This window comes from Streptomyces genisteinicus (assembly GCF_014489615.1).
Taxonomy (GTDB): Bacteria; Actinomycetota; Actinomycetes; order Streptomycetales; family Streptomycetaceae; genus Streptomyces; species Streptomyces genisteinicus.
In genome coordinates, this window is the sequence record NZ_CP060825.1 from 2,368,638 (window position 1) to 2,386,562 (window position 17,925).

General features: G+C 71.9%; 16 protein-coding genes and 2 tRNA genes. 8 read left to right on the forward strand and 10 right to left on the reverse strand.

Translation table 11 applies throughout. From position 1 onward, the window contains the following. Window positions 1–138: 138 nt before the first annotated feature. From IAG43_RS10365 to IAG43_RS10380, 4 genes are all read right to left on the reverse strand, one after another. The gene (locus tag IAG43_RS10365; RefSeq protein WP_281403963.1) at window positions 139–813 is read right to left on the reverse strand and encodes an ATP-dependent Clp protease proteolytic subunit; all 675 of its coding nucleotides are present in this window, start codon (window positions 811–813) and stop codon (window positions 139–141) included. Window positions 814–863: 50 nt separating this feature from the next. Further along, window positions 864–1,469 carry an ATP-dependent Clp protease proteolytic subunit gene (locus IAG43_RS10370; RefSeq protein ID WP_187744387.1) on the reverse strand — a complete coding sequence of 202 codons (606 nt, stop codon included), beginning with the start codon at window positions 1,467–1,469 and terminating at the stop codon, window positions 864–866. 251 nt (window positions 1,470–1,720) lie between these two features. Beyond that, on the reverse strand, window positions 1,721–3,118 hold the full coding sequence (gene tig / locus IAG43_RS10375) for a trigger factor (RefSeq protein WP_187740464.1): 1,398 nt from the start codon (window positions 3,116–3,118) through the stop codon (window positions 1,721–1,723). A gap of 162 nt (window positions 3,119–3,280) precedes the next feature. Further along, a tRNA-Pro gene (locus IAG43_RS10380) sits at window positions 3,281–3,357 on the reverse strand. A 143-nt stretch (window positions 3,358–3,500) separates the two neighbouring features. Here IAG43_RS10380 and IAG43_RS10385 point away from each other — a divergent pair. Together IAG43_RS10385 and IAG43_RS10390 are read left to right on the forward strand one after the other, a co-directional pair. Then, window positions 3,501–3,574, forward strand: a tRNA-Gly gene (locus IAG43_RS10385). Window positions 3,575–3,763: 189 nt separating this feature from the next. After that, complete coding sequence (locus IAG43_RS10390; RefSeq protein WP_187740465.1) at window positions 3,764–4,162, forward strand: amphi-Trp domain-containing protein; 399 nt, start codon at window positions 3,764–3,766, stop codon at window positions 4,160–4,162. Between the two features lie 325 nt (window positions 4,163–4,487). Here IAG43_RS10390 and IAG43_RS10395 read toward each other — a convergent pair whose 3' ends face one another. Beyond that, window positions 4,488–4,682 carry a hypothetical protein gene (locus tag IAG43_RS10395; RefSeq protein ID WP_187740466.1) on the reverse strand — a complete coding sequence of 65 codons (195 nt, stop codon included), beginning with the start codon at window positions 4,680–4,682 and terminating at the stop codon, window positions 4,488–4,490. A 451-nt stretch (window positions 4,683–5,133) separates the two neighbouring features. Here IAG43_RS10395 and IAG43_RS10400 point away from each other — a divergent pair, with 451 nt between their 5' ends. After that, complete coding sequence (locus tag IAG43_RS10400; protein ID WP_187740467.1) at window positions 5,134–6,315, forward strand: acyltransferase family protein; 1,182 nt, start codon at window positions 5,134–5,136, stop codon at window positions 6,313–6,315. A 153-nt stretch (window positions 6,316–6,468) separates the two neighbouring features. Here IAG43_RS10400 and IAG43_RS10405 read toward each other — a convergent pair whose 3' ends face one another. Continuing rightward, the gene (locus tag IAG43_RS10405) at window positions 6,469–6,921 is read right to left on the reverse strand and encodes an HD domain-containing protein (RefSeq protein WP_187740468.1); all 453 of its coding nucleotides are present in this window, start codon (window positions 6,919–6,921) and stop codon (window positions 6,469–6,471) included. A gap of 210 nt (window positions 6,922–7,131) precedes the next feature. On the opposite strand from IAG43_RS10405, the gene IAG43_RS10410 reads away from it, so the two are divergent. After that, complete coding sequence (locus IAG43_RS10410; RefSeq protein ID WP_246574224.1) at window positions 7,132–8,394, forward strand: cation:proton antiporter; 1,263 nt, start codon at window positions 7,132–7,134, stop codon at window positions 8,392–8,394. Here the strand turns inward: IAG43_RS10410 and IAG43_RS10415 are convergent. After that, a complete protein-coding gene (locus tag IAG43_RS10415; protein WP_187740469.1) occupies window positions 8,351–9,514 on the reverse strand; it encodes a PP2C family protein-serine/threonine phosphatase in 1,164 nt (387 codons plus the stop codon). The two genes, IAG43_RS10410 and IAG43_RS10415, sit on opposite strands and share 44 nt — an antisense overlap. A gap of 87 nt (window positions 9,515–9,601) precedes the next feature. On the opposite strand from IAG43_RS10415, the gene IAG43_RS10420 reads away from it, so the two are divergent. Further along, complete coding sequence (locus IAG43_RS10420; RefSeq protein ID WP_187740470.1) at window positions 9,602–10,831, forward strand: GNAT family N-acetyltransferase; 1,230 nt, start codon at window positions 9,602–9,604, stop codon at window positions 10,829–10,831. Window positions 10,832–10,928: 97 nt separating this feature from the next. On the opposite strand, the gene IAG43_RS10425 is transcribed toward IAG43_RS10420, so the two are convergent. Both IAG43_RS10425 and IAG43_RS10430 read right to left on the reverse strand, forming a co-directional pair. Further along, complete coding sequence (locus IAG43_RS10425; RefSeq protein ID WP_187740471.1) at window positions 10,929–11,735, reverse strand: Fpg/Nei family DNA glycosylase; 807 nt, start codon at window positions 11,733–11,735, stop codon at window positions 10,929–10,931. After that, a complete protein-coding gene (locus IAG43_RS10430; protein WP_187740472.1) occupies window positions 11,735–12,229 on the reverse strand; it encodes a ribose-5-phosphate isomerase in 495 nt (164 codons plus the stop codon). The genes IAG43_RS10425 and IAG43_RS10430 overlap by 1 nt, the downstream gene beginning before the upstream one ends. Before the next feature lie 169 nt (window positions 12,230–12,398). On the opposite strand from IAG43_RS10430, the gene IAG43_RS10435 reads away from it, so the two are divergent. After that, on the forward strand, window positions 12,399–13,841 hold the full coding sequence (locus IAG43_RS10435; protein ID WP_187740473.1) for an amino acid permease: 1,443 nt from the start codon (window positions 12,399–12,401) through the stop codon (window positions 13,839–13,841). A 69-nt stretch (window positions 13,842–13,910) separates the two neighbouring features. Here the strand turns inward: IAG43_RS10435 and IAG43_RS10440 are convergent, their stop codons facing one another. Beyond that, on the reverse strand, window positions 13,911–14,498 hold the full coding sequence (locus tag IAG43_RS10440; RefSeq protein WP_187740474.1) for a biotin transporter BioY: 588 nt from the start codon (window positions 14,496–14,498) through the stop codon (window positions 13,911–13,913). Between the two features lie 283 nt (window positions 14,499–14,781). Between IAG43_RS10440 and IAG43_RS10445 the strand changes: the two genes are divergently transcribed. Together IAG43_RS10445 and IAG43_RS10450 are read left to right on the forward strand one after the other, a co-directional pair. After that, the gene (locus IAG43_RS10445) at window positions 14,782–16,158 is read left to right on the forward strand and encodes an amino acid permease (protein ID WP_187740475.1); all 1,377 of its coding nucleotides are present in this window, start codon (window positions 14,782–14,784) and stop codon (window positions 16,156–16,158) included. A gap of 193 nt (window positions 16,159–16,351) precedes the next feature. Further along, on the forward strand, window positions 16,352–17,785 hold the full coding sequence (locus IAG43_RS10450) for an amino acid permease (protein WP_187740476.1): 1,434 nt from the start codon (window positions 16,352–16,354) through the stop codon (window positions 17,783–17,785). Window positions 17,786–17,925 lie beyond the last annotated feature (140 nt).

A 17,925-nucleotide genomic window follows, 5' to 3' on the forward strand; every position in this document is an offset into this window, starting at 1 on the left:
TTCCCCTTCGCCTGGGAGCGGCTTGGTTCAGCCGCTCCTGGTGCCTCATATCCGACGGTACCTTGCCTGGCCCCCCGTTCGGGCCCCCCTTGGCGCGGTTCACATTGTCGTGTACCGCGCCAAGGGCGCCGGAAACCGTCAGGCGGCCGCTGCGGCCGTGCTCTTGCGGGTCGAGACGATCTGGTCGACGAGGCCGTACGCGAGCGCGTCCTCGGCGGTCAGGATCTTGTCGCGCTCGATGTCGTCGCGCACCTTCTCGATCGGCGTGGTCGAGTGCTTCGCCAGCATCTGCTCCAGCTGCTCGCGCATCCGCAGGATCTCGTTGGCCGCGATCTCCAGGTCGGAGAGCTGCTCACGGCCGGTCTGCGAGGACGGCTGGTGGATCAGCACGCGGGCGTGGGGCAGGGCCATCCGCTTGCCGGGGGTGCCGGCGGCCAGCAGCACGGCCGCGGCGGAGGCCGCCTGGCCCATGCAGACCGTCTGGATGTCCGGCTTCACGAACTGCATCGTGTCGTAGATGGCCGTCAGCGCGGTGAACGAGCCGCCGGGGCTGTTGATGTAGATCGAGATGTCGCGGTCCGGGTCCATGGACTCCAGGCACAGCAGCTGCGCCATCACGTCGTTGGCCGAGGCGTCGTCGATCTGCACGCCGAGGAAGATCACGCGCTCCTCGAAGAGCTTCGCGTACGGGTCGTACTCGCGCACGCCCTGCGAGGTGCGCTCGACGAAGCGGGGGACGACGTAGCGGTTGTCCACCTGCGGGCCGGTGTAGAGGCCGCTCGCGGAGAAGTTGCTCATGTGGGTGTTCACCATCCTGGTGGCGTTCTGCGGGCTCGGGCGGGGCGGTGCGGGGGCGGGGCGCCTCAGGCGCCGGTGCCGCCGCCGCCGGGCACGCCCGAAGCGGCGGAGATGATCTCGTCGATGAGGCCGTAGTCCTTGGCCTCCTCCGCGGTGAACCAGCGGTCGCGGTCACCGTCGCGGATGATCGCCTCGACGGTCTGGCCGGAGTGCTGGGCGGTGATCTCCGCCATGCGCTTCTTCGTCCGGAGCAGGTACTCGGCCTGGATCTTGATGTCCGAGGCGGTGCCGCCGAGGCCGGCCGAGCCCTGGTGCATGAGGATGTCCGTGTTCGGCAGCGCGAAGCGCTTGCCGGCCGCGCCGCCGGTCAGCAGGAACTGGCCCATCGAGGCCGCCATGCCCATACCGATGGTCACGACGTCGTTGGGGATGTACTGCATGGTGTCGTAGACGGCCATGCCGGCCGTGACCGAGCCGCCGGGGCTGTTGATGTAGAGGTAGATGTCCTTGTCCGGGTCGGCGGCAAGGAGCAGCATCTGCGCCGTGATCTTGTTGGCGATGTCGTCGTCGACCTGCTGGCCGAGGAAGATGATGCGCTCGCCGAGCAGCCGGCTGTAGACCTGGTCGCCGAGGCCACCACCGATGGACGGCTCACCGGCAACGTAAGGCATCAGATTCGTCACGTGTCCACCTGCTCGTCTCTGACGGCTTCGGCCGTCTCAGCGTCTTGGTACGGGGGGCGGGGACAACCCTGCCCTCGTATTCATGGACCCTAACGCGCAGGTCGGACAGAGCCATCCCGGTTCCCGAACTGTTCGCTGGGAGCGCAAGCTACGGGGGCTGCGGCGCCTGGGGCCCGCTACGGCGACGGGCTCCGGGCGCCCTGCGGCACCCGGAGCCCGTCCACGCGTGGGAGCGAGGCTCAGGCCTCGTTCTTCTCCGCCTTCTCGTCCGCGTCACCGTCGACGACGGCCTCGACCGTCTCGGCGGCGGTCTCGGTCTCGTCGTCCTCGTCCTCGAGGTCGACCGGCTCGCCGTTGGTGTCGGTGACCTTGGCGGCCTCGACGACGACGGCCAGCGCCTTGCCGCGGGCGACCTCGCCGACGAGCATCGGCACCTGGTTGCCCTCGACGACGGCCTGGGCGAACTGGTCGGGGCTCATGCCGGAGGAGGCCGCACGCCGCATGAGGTGCTCGGTGAGCTCCTCCTGGCTGACGTTGAGCTTCTCCTTGTTGACCAGCTCGTCCAGGACGAACTGGGTCTTGATGCCCTTGACCGCCTGCTCCTTGGTCTCGGCGTCGAACTCCTCGGCGGACTTGCCCTGGATCTCCAGGTACTTGTCGAGGGTCAGACCCATCTGACCGAGCTGGTGGTGCTCGAGGTTGTGCTTACGGGTGTTGACCTCGTCCTCGAGGAGCTTCTCGGGGACGGGGACCTCGACCAGCTCCAGCAGCTTCTCCAGGACGCGCTCCTGGGCCTGGGTGGCCTGGTCGTACTGCTTCATGTTCTCGAGGCGCTTGCGGCTGTCGGCCTTCAGCTCGTCGAGGGTGTCGAACTCGGAGGCCAGCTGCGCGAAGTCGTCGTCCAGCTCGGGGAGCTCACGGGCCGCGACGGCGGTGACCTTGACGGTGACCTCGGCGTCCTTGCCCTCGGCGGAGCCGCCCTTCAGCTGCGAGGTGAAGGTGGCCTCGCCGCCGGCCTCCAGGCCGGTGACGGCCTCGTCGACGCCGTCGAGCAGCTCGCCCGAACCGATCGTGTAGGAGACGCCGTTGGCGACACCGTCGGGCAGGACCTCGCCGTCGACCTTGGCCTCGAGGTCGATCGTGACGACGTCGCCCTCGGCGGCGGCGCGCTCGACCGGGTTGGTGGAGGCGAAGCGCTCGCGCAGCTGCTCCACGGACTTCTCGATGTCCTCGTCGGTGACCTCGACGGCGTCGACGGTGACCTCGATGCCGGAGTAGTCCGGGATCTCGATCGCGGGGCGGATGTCGACCTCGGCGGTGAAGTTCAGCGTCTCGCCGTCCTTCAGCTCGGTGATGTCGACCTCGGGCTGGCCGAGGGGGTTGATCTCCGCCTCGTTGACCGCCTCGGTGTAGAACTTCGGGAGCGCGTCGTTGACCGCCTCCTCCAGCACCGCACCACGGCCGAACCGCTGGTCGATCACTCGGGCCGGGATCTTGCCCTTGCGGAAGCCCTTGACCGTGACCTGCTGGTTGATCTTCTTGTACGCCGCGTCGAGGCTGTCCTTGAGCTCCTCGAAGGGCACCTCGACAGTGAGCCGAACCCGGGTCGGGTTCAGGGTCTCCACGGCGCTCTTCACGGTTCGGTCTCCTTGGTGGCTGACATCTGGGGGGCTGCTGCCTCCGGACACGGTGGTTCCCGCGTCCGGTGGTTCAGCGGATCGGGCCCGGCACATCAGACACACGGGCACGCAGCTTGCATAGTAACGGCAAGCAGGAGGACCCTCACAACGTGATCTTGCTGGTCGGGGTGGCCGGATTCGAACCGACGACCTTCCGCTCCCAAAGCGGACGCGCTACCAAGCTGCGCCACACCCCGTCGGTGCGAACCGTAGGGTACATGGCGCGGGCCCGCTGACCCGCCCGATTTGCGGGTGGCCGGGAAGGGGTGTGCGCGGGGTGCGGATGACCCGCTACGATGCTCTTCGTGCCGCCGCGGTCATGACCTGCGGCGCGGCGCTTGCGGGCGTAGCTCAATGGTAGAGCCCTAGTCTTCCAAACTAGCTACGCGGGTTCGATTCCCGTCGCCCGCTCCATGTGGCTCAGGGCCAGGTGGGAGGTTCGTCCTCCGGCCTGGCCCTGAGGCGTTTCCGCACCGGGCGCGCTCCCCCGCTCCCCCGCACGGTGCGTGGTGCGGTCCGGCGCGGACATGTCCGATCGGCCGGGAAGGAGGACAATTGTCCTCGTCCACCGATTCCACCGTTTCCGCCGGGCCGGAGGCCGCCATGAAGGATCTCGCGTACGAGCAGAAGGGCTCCCTGTCCCGCCTGGAGGCGGCCGACCGGCTGGCCGCGCTGGCGGCGGCACTGCGGGAGGGGGGCGAGGCCGACCTGGAATGGGGGCCGGGCCGGCTGACCCTGCGGATCCCGGAGGAGCTCCACAGCGAGATCGAGGTCGAGGTCGAGGACGGGGAGATCGAGCTGGAGATCGAGTTCCGCTGGCCGGCCGGCGGTTCCCGCCGGGCCGCGGCCCCCGAGCGGGCGGCGCGTGAGGAGGAGGACGGGAGCGCGGGCGGCGGCGCCGCGCCGAGGCGCCGGAGCTCGGCGGCGGCCAGGTCCGCCCGCGGCACCGCGGGGGCCGCGCGGAGCAAGGGGGCCAAGCGCGCCTCGGGCAAGTCCGGGTAGCCGCGGGCGAGTCGGCGCCGCGGCGCCGGTGAGTTACGGCGAGCTGCAGGGCGGACGGCGGGTGCGGGTCACCGGGGCGCGGGTTCCGCGGCGCGTGCGGGTTGCCTGCACGGGAGGGCCGGCGGGGCGGCGCGGAACGGGCGCCGGGGTGCGCCCGGGTGCGCGAGAACCTGCCGGGCGGCGCGAACGGACGCAGGGGGCACGCCTGGCGCGCGAAGGCCGACAGAAGGGCGCGCGGGGTGCGCGAGGGGGCGCCCGGGCGGTTCCGGGCGCTGCGGGGGTCCCGTGGTGCCGCCGCCCCCGGACGGGGCCGCGGCGACGGGGCTCAGAACGTTATCTGGTTGATCGTCTCGGCCAGCGAGTTCATGAAGCGGTTGATCGACGGGGCAATGCCGGTCGACGCCAGGAAGAAGCCGAACAGCACGGCCACGACGGCCGGCCCGGCCTTGATGGACCCGCCGCGGATCATCACCACGAGGATGACCAACAACAGCACCACCACAGACAGCGAAATGGCCACACTGATCACACCCTCGGTCGGTCCGCCTACCCGGCCCGGGGTGTACGGCCCACCACCCCCGCCCGGTCCATCGTGCCACCAACCTCCCTGCCCCTGCTGCCGGGTGACGAATCGTCCCGGTCGAGATCGAGCCAACACCGCGCCCCGCCAGGGCCCCCGCGACGGGCGGCGCGCCCGGACCCGCCCCGTCCCGGAGTGCGTCCGCGTGAATTCGGCGCGTGAGGCGGGCAGGAATTCACCGTGATCGTTTCCGGGCCCACACAAGTTGGTCACAGGAAATCCGAAGAGCGGTCGCCGAGTAATTCAGGTCACGCACAACCCGAGGCAATATGCCCGATTCAATGGGGATTAATTGGGTCATAGCGCCCATGTGGCGATGGCTTCGCATGTGAAAGGACCGCAACGGCCGGGTGTTTTACTCCCGCGAATGGGCACGGCTATGGTGCCTTGAATGTTCCACGCAGCGCACGGATATCAGAGGGCTCCGCTCCCCGAGGCTCCGGAGTCGGGACCCACCCCCGCGACGGGGACGGCGACCGCTGTCGCCCCCGCCACGGCAGGCCGGAAGTCTGCCCTGCCGACGGCGACGGAGCCGCCGAGACCGGCCGGGCGGGACGCCTGGTTCGACAACGCGAAGTACCTGGCGATCGTGCTGGTGGCGGTGGCCCACGCCTGGGAACCGGTGATGGACGGCAGCCGGGCGACCCGCGCGCTCTACATGCTCGTCTACACCTTCCACATGCCGGCGTTCATCCTCATCTCCGGCTACTTCTCCCGGAGCTACACCGGCAAGCCGCACCAGCTGCGCCGGCTGCTGACCGGCATCGCGCTGCCGTACGTCGTCTTCGAGGTGGCGTACTCGCTCTTCGCCCGGTACGCGGGCGACAAGCCCGACCAGCCGATCAGCCTGCTCGACCCGTACTACCTGACGTGGTTCCTCGCGGCGCTCTTCGTGTGGCGGCTGACGACCCCCCTGTGGCGCGCGATCCGGTGGCCGGTGCCGGTCGCGATCGGGATCGCGCTGCTCGCCGCCCTGACCCCGGGCATCGGCGACGACCTCAACCTCACGCGTGTGCTGCAGTTCCTGCCCTTCTTCGTCCTCGGCCTGTGCCTGAAGCCGGAGCACTTCCAGCTGGTGCGGCGGCGCGAGGTGCGGCTGCTGTCGCTGCCGCTGCTGGGAGTCGCCGCCGTGTTCGCCTACTGGGCGGCCCCGCGGATGAGCACCAAGTGGTTCTACCGCTCCAGCAGCGTCCAGGAGATCGGGGACGGGGTGCCGTGGTGGTCCGGCGCCGTGGTGTTCCTCGCCCTCCTCGCCTGCGCCCTCGTGCTCACCGTGGCCTTCCTGGCCTGGGTGCCGGCCGGGCGGTCCTGGATGACGGCGCTCGGCGCGGGAACGATCTGCGGCTATCTGCTGCACGGCTTCCTGGTGCGGGCCGGCGACTACTTCGGCCTCTTCGAGGAGAACCCCTGGCTGGGCGGGCCGGTCGGGCTGGTGACCGTCTCGCTCTTCGCCGCGGCCGCCGTCACCCTCCTGTGCACGCCGCCGGTCCGCAGGCTGATGCGCCCGGTCACCGAACCGGAGATGTCCTGGGCCTTCCGCCGCGACGTGAGCGAGCTGGGACCGCGCCGCTGAGCGGCGGCGCGGCGCCCGGAGCGCCGCGGGGAGCGGCCGGGCCTCCGGCGCGGGCGGACGCGCGGGGGTCGCGCGGGGAACACGCGGCCGGGCCTCCGGCGGCACGGCCGGCGCAGGCGCCCGATCGGGCCTTCGGCGCGGGCCGCGGCCGGTTCAGCCCGTCGGCAGTCCGAGCAGACGCCGGGTCCGGGCGTACTTGGCGGTGAGCCGCTCCCGGGTCGCCTCGTCCAGGACCGCCAGGCGCGCCGGGTCGGCGTTGTGCGCCAGGTCGGCCTCCTTGACCAGCAGCGCTCCCGGGGTCTCCCGTACCCGCCGCGTGTAGGACTCCAGGTCCTCGCCCTCGCCCCTGGTGAGGGCGAGGACCATGTGCTTGACGGACTGCGGGAGGGCGGCGGCGTCCAGCCACGCCCGGCTCAGCCGGTCGTCCTCGACGGCGTCGTGGAGCCAGCCGGCGGCGATCTGCTCGTCGCTGCCGCCGCGGGCGCGCACTCCGTGCGCGACGGCGGCGAGGTGCTCGGCGTACGGGCGTCCCGCCTTGTCGGTCTGTCCCGCGTGGGCCTCGCGCGCGAGCGCCTCGATCTCGGCCAGGCTGAGCGTCTCGGTCATGCCCCCGACCCTATGGCCCCCGGGGCTCCGTGCGCCGGGGGCCTCCGGGACGGCCGACGGGCGAGGGCGCCGGTGTCAAGCGCGTCAATGGGTGTCAGCACTCATTGTTGCCATGTAAATCATTTGGCAAACTAAACATTGACGCTTCCTTGACACCCTCATGACTGAACGGAGGACAAGCCCATCGGACACGCGGACACCCTCATCGCCATGGGCGGGGCCTTCCTCGCCGCCGCCGTCCTCGCCCGCCTCGGCGGGCGGATCGGCCTGCCCACCATCCCCCTGTTCATCCTGGCCGGGATCATCCTCGGCCCGCACACGCCCGGCGTCGTGCTCATCTCCGACCCGCACGACCTGGAGATGCTCTCCGCGCTCGGTCTCGTGCTGCTGCTCTTCTACCTGGGCCTCGAGTTCCATCTGGACGACCTCAAAGCGGGCGGCCGCAAGATGGCCGTCGCCGGGGGGACCTATCTCGCGCTGAACGTCGGAGCGGGCCTCGCCTTCGGCTTCGCGCTCGGCTGGGGCACCTCCGAGGCGCTGGTGCTCGCCGGTGTGCTCGGGATCTCCTCGTCGGCGATCGTGACGAAGGTCCTGGTCGACACGGGCCGGCTCGGCAACCGTGAGACCCGGCCGGTCCTCGGCATCATCGTCGTCGAGGACATCTTCCTCGCCCTCTACCTCGCCGCCCTCCAGCCCATCCTCTCCGGCGCCGACAGCCTCGCCGCAGCCGTCGGCGACGGCGCCAAGGCCTTCGCCTTCCTGCTCCTGCTCGCCCTCGCCGCCCGCTTCGGCACCCGGCTCGTCGGCCGCCTCTTCTCCACCCCCGACGACGAACTCCTCGTCATCTCCTTCCTCGGCGCCGCCGTCTTCGTGGCCGGGGTCTCGGAGTGGTTCGGCGTCGCGGACGCGATCGGCGCCTTCATGGTCGGCCTGATGCTCGGCAGCACCTCGTCCGGCGAGCGCATCCGCAAGCTGGTGCACCCGCTGCGCGACGCGTTCGGGGCCATCTTCTTCTTCGCCTTCGGCCTCTCGATCGACCCCGGCGACCTGCCGGTCGTCCTGTGGCCGGTCCTCGCCGCGGTCGCCGTGACCCTGGTGATGAACGTGCTCGCCGGCGTCGCGGCCGCCCGGCTCTACCGGTTCCACCGGCAGGAGGCCGCCAACATCTCCACCACCCTGCTGGCCCGCGGCGAGTTCGCGCTGATCATGGCCACCATGGCCGCAGCGGCGGGACTCGACTCCCGGCTCTCCCCGTTCATCGCGGGCTACGTCCTGCTGCTCGCCGTCCTCGGACCGCTCGCGGCCGGCCGCTCGCACTGGCTGGCGCGCATCCTGCCGGGACGCGACAGCGACGACGGCGACGGCGACGGCGACGGGAAGGAGAAACGCGTCGGGGACGGCGGGGAGGACGCCGGGCACGGCGCCGGACTCATCCCCGGCGGCACAGCAGCAGCAGCGCCCGGTCGTCGTTGACGTCCTTGGCCACGGACTCGATCAGGTGCCACGCGGCGCCCTCGAAGCCCGAACCCACATAGCGGTCGGCCTCGCCGGTGAGCCGGTCGATGCCCTCGCCGATGTCCCGCCCCGACGCCTCCACCAGCCCGTCGGTGAACAGCATCAGCACGTCGCCGGGGCGCAGGGAACCCTTCACCGGGTCGAACTGCGCCCCGTCGTAGATCCCGAGCAGCGGCCCCTCGGCCGCCTTCTCCTCCCAGCGGCCGCTGCCCGCGTGGAGCTGGAGCGCCGGAAGGTGGCCGGCGGAGAGCAGCTCGTAGTCGCCCGAGTCGAGGTCCAGCACCAGGTGGACGGAGGTGGCGAAGCCCTCGTCCCAGTCCTGCCGCAGCAGATACGCGTTGGCGGCCGGCAGGAAGCCGTGCGGCGGCAGGGAGCCGAGGAGCCCGCCGAAGGCGCCGGACAGGAGCAGCGCCCGGGAGGCCGCGTCCATGCCCTTGCCGGACACGTCGGTGAGCACGACCTCCAGGGTCCGGCCGCCGGAGGTGCGGGCGGCGACCACGAAGTCGCCGGAGAAGGACTGGCCGCCGGCCGGACGCAGCGACATCTCGCGGTGCCAGCCCTGCGGCAGCCTGGGCAGGGCGGACTGGACCCTGATCCGCTCGCGCAGGTCGAAGAGCATGGTGCCGCCCCGCCGCCACGGCACGCCGACCCGGGCCCGGAACTGGGCTATGAGGAGTCCGAAGAGACCGCAGGCGGCGACCGCGAGGACGGTTCCCGGGGTGACCCCGGCCGGCCCCTCGGTGTACGGGCCGAGGACGGCGGACTCCACGATCAGTCCGGCGGCCGCGGCGGCGTACAGGGCGAGCAGGCTCGCGGGGCGCAGCAGCAGCCCGCCGGCCACGATCGGCAGCACCAGGACCACCGGCGAGCACCAGACGGGGTTGGTGACGGTGGCCCACACGATGGCGGGCACGGTCAGCATCAGCCCGGCGAGTGCCAGACGGTCGGAGCCGTCGCCGCGGAAGTAGTCGACGGCGGAACGGCGCAGCGCGGTGCGGGCCCGGTGCCAGGCTTTGCGCATCCGGGCCGTGAGCGAGTCTGCTGTCGTGCGGCGGGCCACCCGGTGGACCCTATCCATCCGTCCGCCATCCGTGCAGGGGTACCCCGAGACATTGCGTTCGATATCGGGTCGCGACCCCCTGGGGACGGCTGGTAGGGATGGCCCATGACGACACAGCTGAGGCCGCTCGCGCGGTCCGAATGGGACCGGTGGTTCGGCAGGCTGGAGCTGGCGTTCGGCGGGGTGGCCCAGGACCCGGAGGAGCGCCGCCTCTGGGAGGAGCTGACCGAGCCGGACCGCTCGATCGGCGTCTGGGACGGTGACGAGTGCGTCGGCACGGCCGGGTCGTTCGGCTTCCGTCTCGCCGTGCCCGGTGGCGGACACGTGCCCGCGGCGGGCGTGACGATGGTCAGTGTGGCGGCCACCCACCGGCGGCGCGGCATCCTCACCTCGATGATGCGCAGTCAGCTCGACGGTCTCCGGGGCCGGGGCGAGCCGCTCGCGGTGCTGACGGCGTCCGAGCCGGAGATCTACGGCCGCTTCGGGTACGGGACGGCGACCCATCAGCTCACCGTGGAGATCGACTCCTCGCGGGTGCGCGTGGCCGTGCCGCCGGGCGCGGAGGACGTGCGTCTGCGGTTCGTGCCGCCCGGCGACGGGGCCGCCGCCTGCGAGCGGATCTACCGGGCGACGACCGGCTCGCGGCCCGGGGCGCCCGCCCGCAGCCCCGGCTGGGAGCGGCTGCCGCTGCTCGACCCGCCCTCCGGGCGCGAGGGCGGGTCGCCGCTCCTGTGCGTGCTCGCCGAGCGGGCCGGCGAGGCGGTGGGCTACGTCCGCTTCCACAACAGGCCGCACTGGACGGCGGAGGGGCCCGCGGGGTCGGTCCTGGTGCGCGACGTCGAGGCGGCCGAACCCGCGGTCTACGCGGCGCTGTGGCGGTTCCTCTGCGGGATCGACCTGACGACGTCGGTGCGCTCGCGGAACCGGCCGGTGGACGATCCCCTGCTCCACCTCGTCTCCGACGTGCGGCGCTGCGGGGTGCGGGTGCGGGACTCGCTGCATCTGCGCCCGGTCGAGGTGGGTGCGGCGCTCGGGGCGCGCACGTACCAGGTGCCGCTCGACGTGGTGCTCGACGTGGAGGACGCCTTCTGTCCCTGGAACGCGGGGCGCTGGCGGCTCACGGGCGGTCCCGGTGGGGCGGCCTGCGTCCGGACCGGGGACGCGCCCGATCTGGCGCTGTCCGTGCGGGAGTTGGGCGCGGCCTATCTGGGCGGGGTGTCGCTGGTGTCGCTGGCCGGCGCGGGGCGGGTCCGGGAGCTGCGCGGGGGCGCGCTCGGCGCGGCGTCGCTCGCGTTCGGGTCGGCGGTCGCCCCGTGGCTGCCGCACGGCTTCTGACCGGGCGCCGCGGACGGGGAGCGGGGCAGGGGTGCGGCGCGGCGGCCGGAGAGCCGGGCTGCGGCGCGGCGGCCGGAGGGCCGGGGTGCGGGTCCGGTCAGCGCTGGCAGCCGGGGCACCAGAAGAGGTTGCGGGCGGCGAGCGCGGCGGTGCTGATCTCGCCGCCGCAGATGTGGCAGGCCTGCCGGGCCCGGCGGTAGACGTAGACCTCGCCGCCGTGGTCGTCGACGCGCGGCGGGCGGCCCATCGCCTCGGGGGTGTGCTCGGGGCGGACGGTGTCGATGCGGTTGTCGCGCACGCCGTCGCGCATCAGGGCGGCCAGGTCGGCCCAGAGGGCGTCCCATGCACGCCGGGTGAGGTCCCGGCCCGCCCGGTAGGGGTCGATGCCGTGCCGGAAGAGGACCTCGGCGCGGTAGACGTTGCCGACGCCCGCGACGACCTTCTGGTCCATCAGCAGGGCGGCGACGGAGGTGCGGGAGCGGGAGACGCGGGCCCAGGCGCGGCCGGGGTCGTCGCCGGGGCGCAGCGGGTCGGGGCCGAGGCGGTCGTGCACCGCCTGCTTCTCGCCGTCCGTGAGCAGGACGCAGGCCGTGGGGCCCCGCAGGTCGACCCAGGACTGCCGGTCGGCCAGGCGGAGCCTGACCGTGTCGGTGGGCGGCGGGGCGGGGGCGTCGCCGAAGGTCACCTTGCCGAAGAGGCCGAGGTGGATGTGGACCCATGCGCCGCGCGGGAATCCGAGGAAGAGGTGCTTGCCGTGGGCCTCGGTGCGTTCGAGGACCGTGCCGTCGAGCAGCGCGGCGGAGTCGGTGAACCTGCCCTGGGGGCTGGTCACCCGCACGGACCGGCCGCCGAACCGTTCCCGGTAGTCGGCGGCCAGTCGGTGGATCGTGTGCCCTTCGGGCATCAGGCGGTCGGCCCCTCGGGGTGGTGGGCCGGGATCGGGGGGAGTTCGCCGGTCGTCTCGTACGCGGAGAGCATCTCGATCCGGCGGGTGTGACGCTCCTCACCCGAGTACGGGGTGTTCAGGAAGATCTCGACGAACTTCGTCGACTCCTCCAGGGAGTGCATCCGGCCGCCGACGGCGACGACGTTGGCGTCGTTGTGCTCGCGGCCGAGGGCGGCGGTCTGCTCGCTCCAGGCGAGAGCGGCCCGGACGCCCTTGACCTTGTTGGCGGCGATCTGCTCGCCGTTGCCCGAGCCGCCGATCACGATGCCCAGCGAGCCCGGGTCGGCGGCGGTCCGCTCGGCGGCACGCAGGCAGAACGGCGGGTAGTCGTCCTGGGCGTCGTAGATGTGCGGACCGCAGTCCACGGGCTCGTGCCCGTGGGCGGTGAGCCACTCGACGAGGTGGTTCTTGAGTTCGTATCCGGCATGGTCGGAACCGAGGTACACGCGCATGGTTCGAGTGTGGCACGGGGGGCAGGCGCAGTCCGTCGCGGGGCCGTGCCGGGCACGCGGCGACGTGACGAGCGCAACGAAACGGAATCGGGTCTTCCGTACTGGGCCGTACTGAGCTTCAATTCCCGAGTTCGTAACCCGAGCGGCACCAAGACATAAGGATTCGTCCATGACGTCGCAGACGACCCTCACAAAGGAAGGCGGCCAGTCCCCCACTCCGGGACAGCCGCCGTCCGCAGACGGTCTCAAGGCCGGTCTCAAGAACCGTCATCTGTCCATGATCGCCATCGGCGGGGTCATCGGAGCCGGCCTGTTCGTCGGCTCCAGCTCCGGCATCGCCGCCGCCGGCCCCGCGATCCTCGTGTCGTACGCGCTCGTCGGCCTGATGGTCGTCCTGGTCATGCGGATGCTCGGCGAGATGGCCGCGGCCAGCCCGAACTCCGGCTCCTTCTCCGCCTACGCCGACCGCGCGCTGGGCCGCTGGGCCGGCTTCTCCATCGGCTGGCTGTACTGGTTCTTCTGGGTCGTGGTGCTGGCCGTCGAGGCGACGGCCGGCGCGGTGATCCTGGAGGGCTGGATCCCGGCCGTGCCCCAGTGGGCCTGGGCGCTGATCGTCATGGTGGTGCTGACCGCCACCAACCTGGCCTCCGTCGCCTCCTACGGCGAGTTCGAGTTCTGGTTCGCCGGCATCAAGGTCGTCGCCATCGGCGCCTTCGTGGTGATCGGCCTGCTGGCCGTCTTCGGCGTGCTGCCCGGCTCCGACAACCCGGGAGCGGGATTCGCCCATCTGACGGACACCGGCGGGTTCATGCCGCACGGCGCGGGATCCATCCTCACGGGTGTCCTGCTGGTCGTCTTCTCCTTCATGGGCAGCGAGATCGTCACCCTGGCGGCCGGCGAGTCGGAGGACCCGCGGCGCGCGGTCACGAAGGCGACCAACAGCGTCATCTGGCGGATCGCCGTCTTCTACCTCGGCTCGATCTTCGTGGTGCTGACGCTGCTGCCGTGGAACGACGAGAGCATCCAGGAGAAGGGCAGCTACGTCGCCGCCCTGGACTCCATCGGCATCGCCCACGCCGGGCAGATCATGAACGTCATCATCCTGACCGCCGTGCTCTCCTGCCTGAACTCCGGCCTCTACACGGCCTCCCGGATGGCGTTCTCGCTCGGCGAGCGCGGCGACGCCCCCAAGGCGTTCGCGAAGGTCAACGCCAAGGGCGTGCCGACCGCGGCCATCCTCGGCTCGGTGGTCTTCGGATTCGTCGCCGTCTTCTTCAACTACATGTGGAAGGACACGGTCTTCCTCTTCCTGCTCAACTCCTCGGGCGCGGTGGCGCTCTTCGTCTGGCTGGTCATCTGCTTCACCCAGCTGCGGATGCGCGGCATCCTGCTGCGCGAGGCGCCGGAGAAGCTGACCGTGAAGATGTGGCTCTTCCCGTACCTCACCTGGGCCGCGGCCGCGGGCATCGTCTTCGTGCTGGTCTACATGGTCTTCGACGACGCCAACCGCGAGGTGGCGCTGCTGTCGATGCTGGTCGCCGCGATCGTGGTCACCATCGGCCTGGTGCTGGACCGGCGGCGCAGGAACGCCGCGCAGGTCACCTCCGGCTGACCCCCTCCACGCAGACAACAGCCCCGGTCCGCAGGCGCGGACCGGGGCTGTTGTCCCGTGGAGGCGGGCTCAGCCCTGGCGGCGGCCCACGAGCTTCCAGGCGGCCGGAAGCGCGCCCATCGCGAGGGCGGCCTTCAGGGCGTCGCCGATGAGGAACGGCACCAGACCGGCCGAGACGGCGGCGGGCAGCGACATGCCGGTGGCGAGCGCCAGGTAGGGGACGCCCACCGCGTAGATGATCACCGAGCCGAGCACCATCGAACCGGCGGTGCGCAGCACGGTGCGGTCGGCTCCGCGGCGGGCCAGGGCGCCGACGACGGTGGCGGCCAGCAGCATGCCGAGGATGTAGCCGAAGGACGGCATGGACCAGCCCGAGGCGCCCTCGGCGAACCACGGCATGCCCGCCATGCCGGCGACGGCGTAGAGCGCGAGCGAGGCGAAGCCGCGGCGGGCGCCGAGCGCGGTGCCGACCAGCAGGGCGGCGAAGGTCTGGCCGGAGACCGGGACCGGGGAGCCGGGGACCGGGACGGCGATCTGGGCCGCGAGGCCGGTGAGGACGGCGCCGCCCGCGACCAGGGCGATGTCCCGCACCCGGGAGGCGGGGACCAGATCGGCCAGGACGATGCCGGGTCGGACGGGGGCGGCAGCAGTGCTCATCGGGGTCTCCGCGAGGTGAGGGCAGGTGGGAACAGGCCGACCGTAGCCCAGGGCGACCGGCCGGATCACCATCAGCCGCCGACAAAGCGGCGGTTGAGGTGTTGGTGGAGATCACACAAAGGCCCGTCGCCACACACGAGTCGGCGTGATGCTCGTCACTGAGGTCCCGGGCCTGGCAGTCGGCTTTGCGCGGCGGGCCCGCGCTGCCCGAGACTGTAGGGAATCCATAACCGCACCCGAGCCCCCGCCACCGCACCCGAGTGAACCGAGAGCACCCCGCACCATGCACGACGCGTCGCCCCGGGCCGTGACCGAGCCCCTTGAACACGGCCTCCAGCAGCGTCATCTGACGATGCTGGGACTGGGCGGGGTGATCGGCGCAGGGCTCTTCGTCGGTTCCGGCGCCGGCATCGCGGTCGCCGGCCCCGCCATCGTCGTCTCCTATCTGATCGCCGGCACGCTGGCGATGCTGGTGATGCGGATGCTCGGCGAGATGTCGGCGGCGATGCCGGCGTCCGGCTCCTTCTCGGTGCACGCCGAGCGCGCCCTCGGACGGTGGGCGGGCTTCAGCGCGGGCTGGCTGTACTGGTTCCTGCTCGTGGTGGTGCTGGCGGCCGAGGCGACCGCTGCCGCGCAGATCGCGCACGGCTGGGCGCCGTCGGTGCCGCAGTGGGGCTGGGTGCTCGTCTTCATGGTGGTGTTCACCGCCGCCAACCTCACCGCCGTGCGCAACTTCGGCGAGTTCGAGTTCTGGTTCGCCGCGCTCAAGGTCGGCGCCCTGGTGCTCTTCCTGCTGCTCGGCACCCTCGCGGTCTTCGGCGTCCTCCCGGACACCGAGCCCGTCGGCCTCTCCCATCTCGCCGGCGACGGCGGGTTCCTGCCGAACGGCTGGTCCGGCGTGGTCTCCGGGGTGCTGGTCGTCGTCTTCGCGTTCGGCGGCCTGGAGGTCGTCACGATCGCCGCGGCCGAGACCGCGGACCCGGCCCGTGCCGTCGGGCGGGCGGTGCGCAGCGCGGTCGTGCGGATCCTCTTCTTCTACGTCGGCTCGATGCTGGTGATCGTGACGGTGCTGCCGTGGACGGCGCAGCAGGCGGGCGTCAGCCCCTTCGTCGCCGTGCTCGACTCGGTCGGCGTGCCGAGCGCGGGCCGGATCATGGAGATCGTGGTCTTCGTGGCGCTGCTGTCGGCCCTCAACGCCAACCTCTACGGCTCCTCCCGCATGATCTTCTCCCTGGCGGAGCGCCGGGAGGCGCCCCGGGGCCTGCTCGCCGTCTCCGGCGGCGGGGTGCCGCGGCGGGCGGTGCTCGCCTCGGTGGCGTTCGGCTTCGTCTCCGTCCTGCTCAACCTGAAGTGGCCGGACGCGGTGTTCGCCTACATGCTCAACGCCGTCGGCGCGGTGCTGCTCTTCGTCTGGGCGCTGATCGCGGTGTCGCAGCTGCGGCTGCGCCGGCGCATCGAGCGGGAGGCGCCCGAAGCCCTCGCGCTGCGGATGTGGGCCTTCCCCTGGCTCACCTGGGCGGCGCTCGCGGCCATGGCGGCCGTGCTGGTGCTGATGCTGTTCGACGACGGGGCACGGCCGCAGCTGCTGTGGTCCGCCGGGGCGGCCGGCGCCGTGCTGCTGGTGTCCGGCGTGCGCGAGCTGCGCGCCCGGCGCCGCTGACGCCGGCGGTCCCGCCGTGAGCCGGTGACGACGGCCGGTCCCACCGAGGCCGGCGCGGGGATCCGCCCGGTGTCGGCGTGGTGGCGTTGTGTGAACCTCGTGACCGTATAGCGGACATCCGTTCCCCCTGAGCGGATGCCATGGCCAGACTGTCGGCTGCTCCTCCGTCTCAGCCAATGAACAGGGCCCGCTCATGTCCCGGACCTCCGCGCCCGCGCCCGCCGTCCAGCCGGACGACACACGGCTCTCGCACGGCCTCAAGCAACGCCACCTCTCGATGATCGCCCTCGGCGGGGTCATCGGCGCCGGGCTCTTCGTGGGCTCCGGCGCCGGCATCGCCGCGGCCGGCCCCTCGATCGTCGTCGCCTACGCCCTCTCCGGCCTGCTCGTCATGCTGGTGATGCGGATGCTCGGCGAGATGTCCGCCGCCAACCCGGCGTCCGGCTCCTTCTCCGTCCACGCGGAGCGCGCCATCGGCCCCTGGGCGGGTTTCACGGCGGGCTGGGCGTTCTGGTTCCTGCTCTGCGTGGCCGTGGGCCTGGAGGCGATGGGCGCCGCCAAGATCATGACGAACTGGCTGCCCGGCACGCCCGAGTGGGCCTGGGTCGCGCTGTTCATGCTCGTCTTCTGCGGCACCAACCTGGCCGCGGTGAAGAACTTCGGCGAGTTCGAGTTCTGGTTCGCCGCGCTCAAGGTCGGCGCCATCGCCCTCTTCCTGGGCATCGGCGTGCTCGCGATCGCCGGCGTGCTGCCCGGCACCGAGGCGCCCGGCACGGCCAACCTCACCGGCGACGGCGGCTTCCTCCCCAACGGCGTCGACGGCCTCGTCGTCGGCCTGCTCGCCTCCGTGTTCGCCTACGGCGGCCTGGAGACGGTGACCATCGCCGCCGCCGAGTCCGAGCACCCGGTGCAGGGCGTCGCCAAGGCCGTGCGCACGGCGATGTGGCGGATCGCCGTCTTCTACATCGGCTCGATGGCCGTCATCGTCACCCTGGTGCCGTGGAACGACCCGGACGTCGCCGACCCGGACAAGGGCCCGTACGTGACCACGCTGGCCCACCTCGACATCCCGGGCGCGGCCACCGCTCTCCAGATCGTCGTCTTCGTCGCCCTGCTCTCCGCGATGAACGCCAACATCTACGGCGCCTCCCGGATGGCCTGCTCGCTGGTCGCCCGCGGCCAGGGCCCGAAGGCGGTGGGGCGCACCTTCGGCGGTGTGCCGCGGGTCGCTGTCCTGGTCTCGTCGGTGTTCGGCTTCCTGTGCGTGCTGCTCAGCTACTGGCGGCCCGAGGACGTCTTCCAGTGGCTGCTCAACATGATCGGCGCGATCATCCTGGTGGTCTGGATCTTCATCGCCGTCTCCCAGCTGATCCTGCGCCGCCGCACCGAGCGCGAGGCGCCCGAGAAGCTGGTCGTGCGCATGTGGCTCTTCCCCGGACTGACCTGGCTCGCGCTGCTGGGCATGGCCGCGGTGTTCGTGCTGATGCTGCGCGAGGAGGCGACCCGACTCCAGCTGCTGGGCACCGGCATCCTGACCGTGGCGCTGGCGGCCGGCGGCCTGCTCCTCCAGAAGCGCCGCGAGGCGCGCACGGCCGCCGAGGCCGAGCGGGCGGGCTCCGCCGGCTGAGCGGCCCCCGCCCCACCCGTATGCGAAGGACCCCCGGCCGGCGGCCGGGGGTCCTTCGCATACGGGTGATCGCACGGCGCCACGACCCCCGTCCTAGGACCATCGGCTGATCACCGGCGGGCGATGCTGCTGATAGCGTG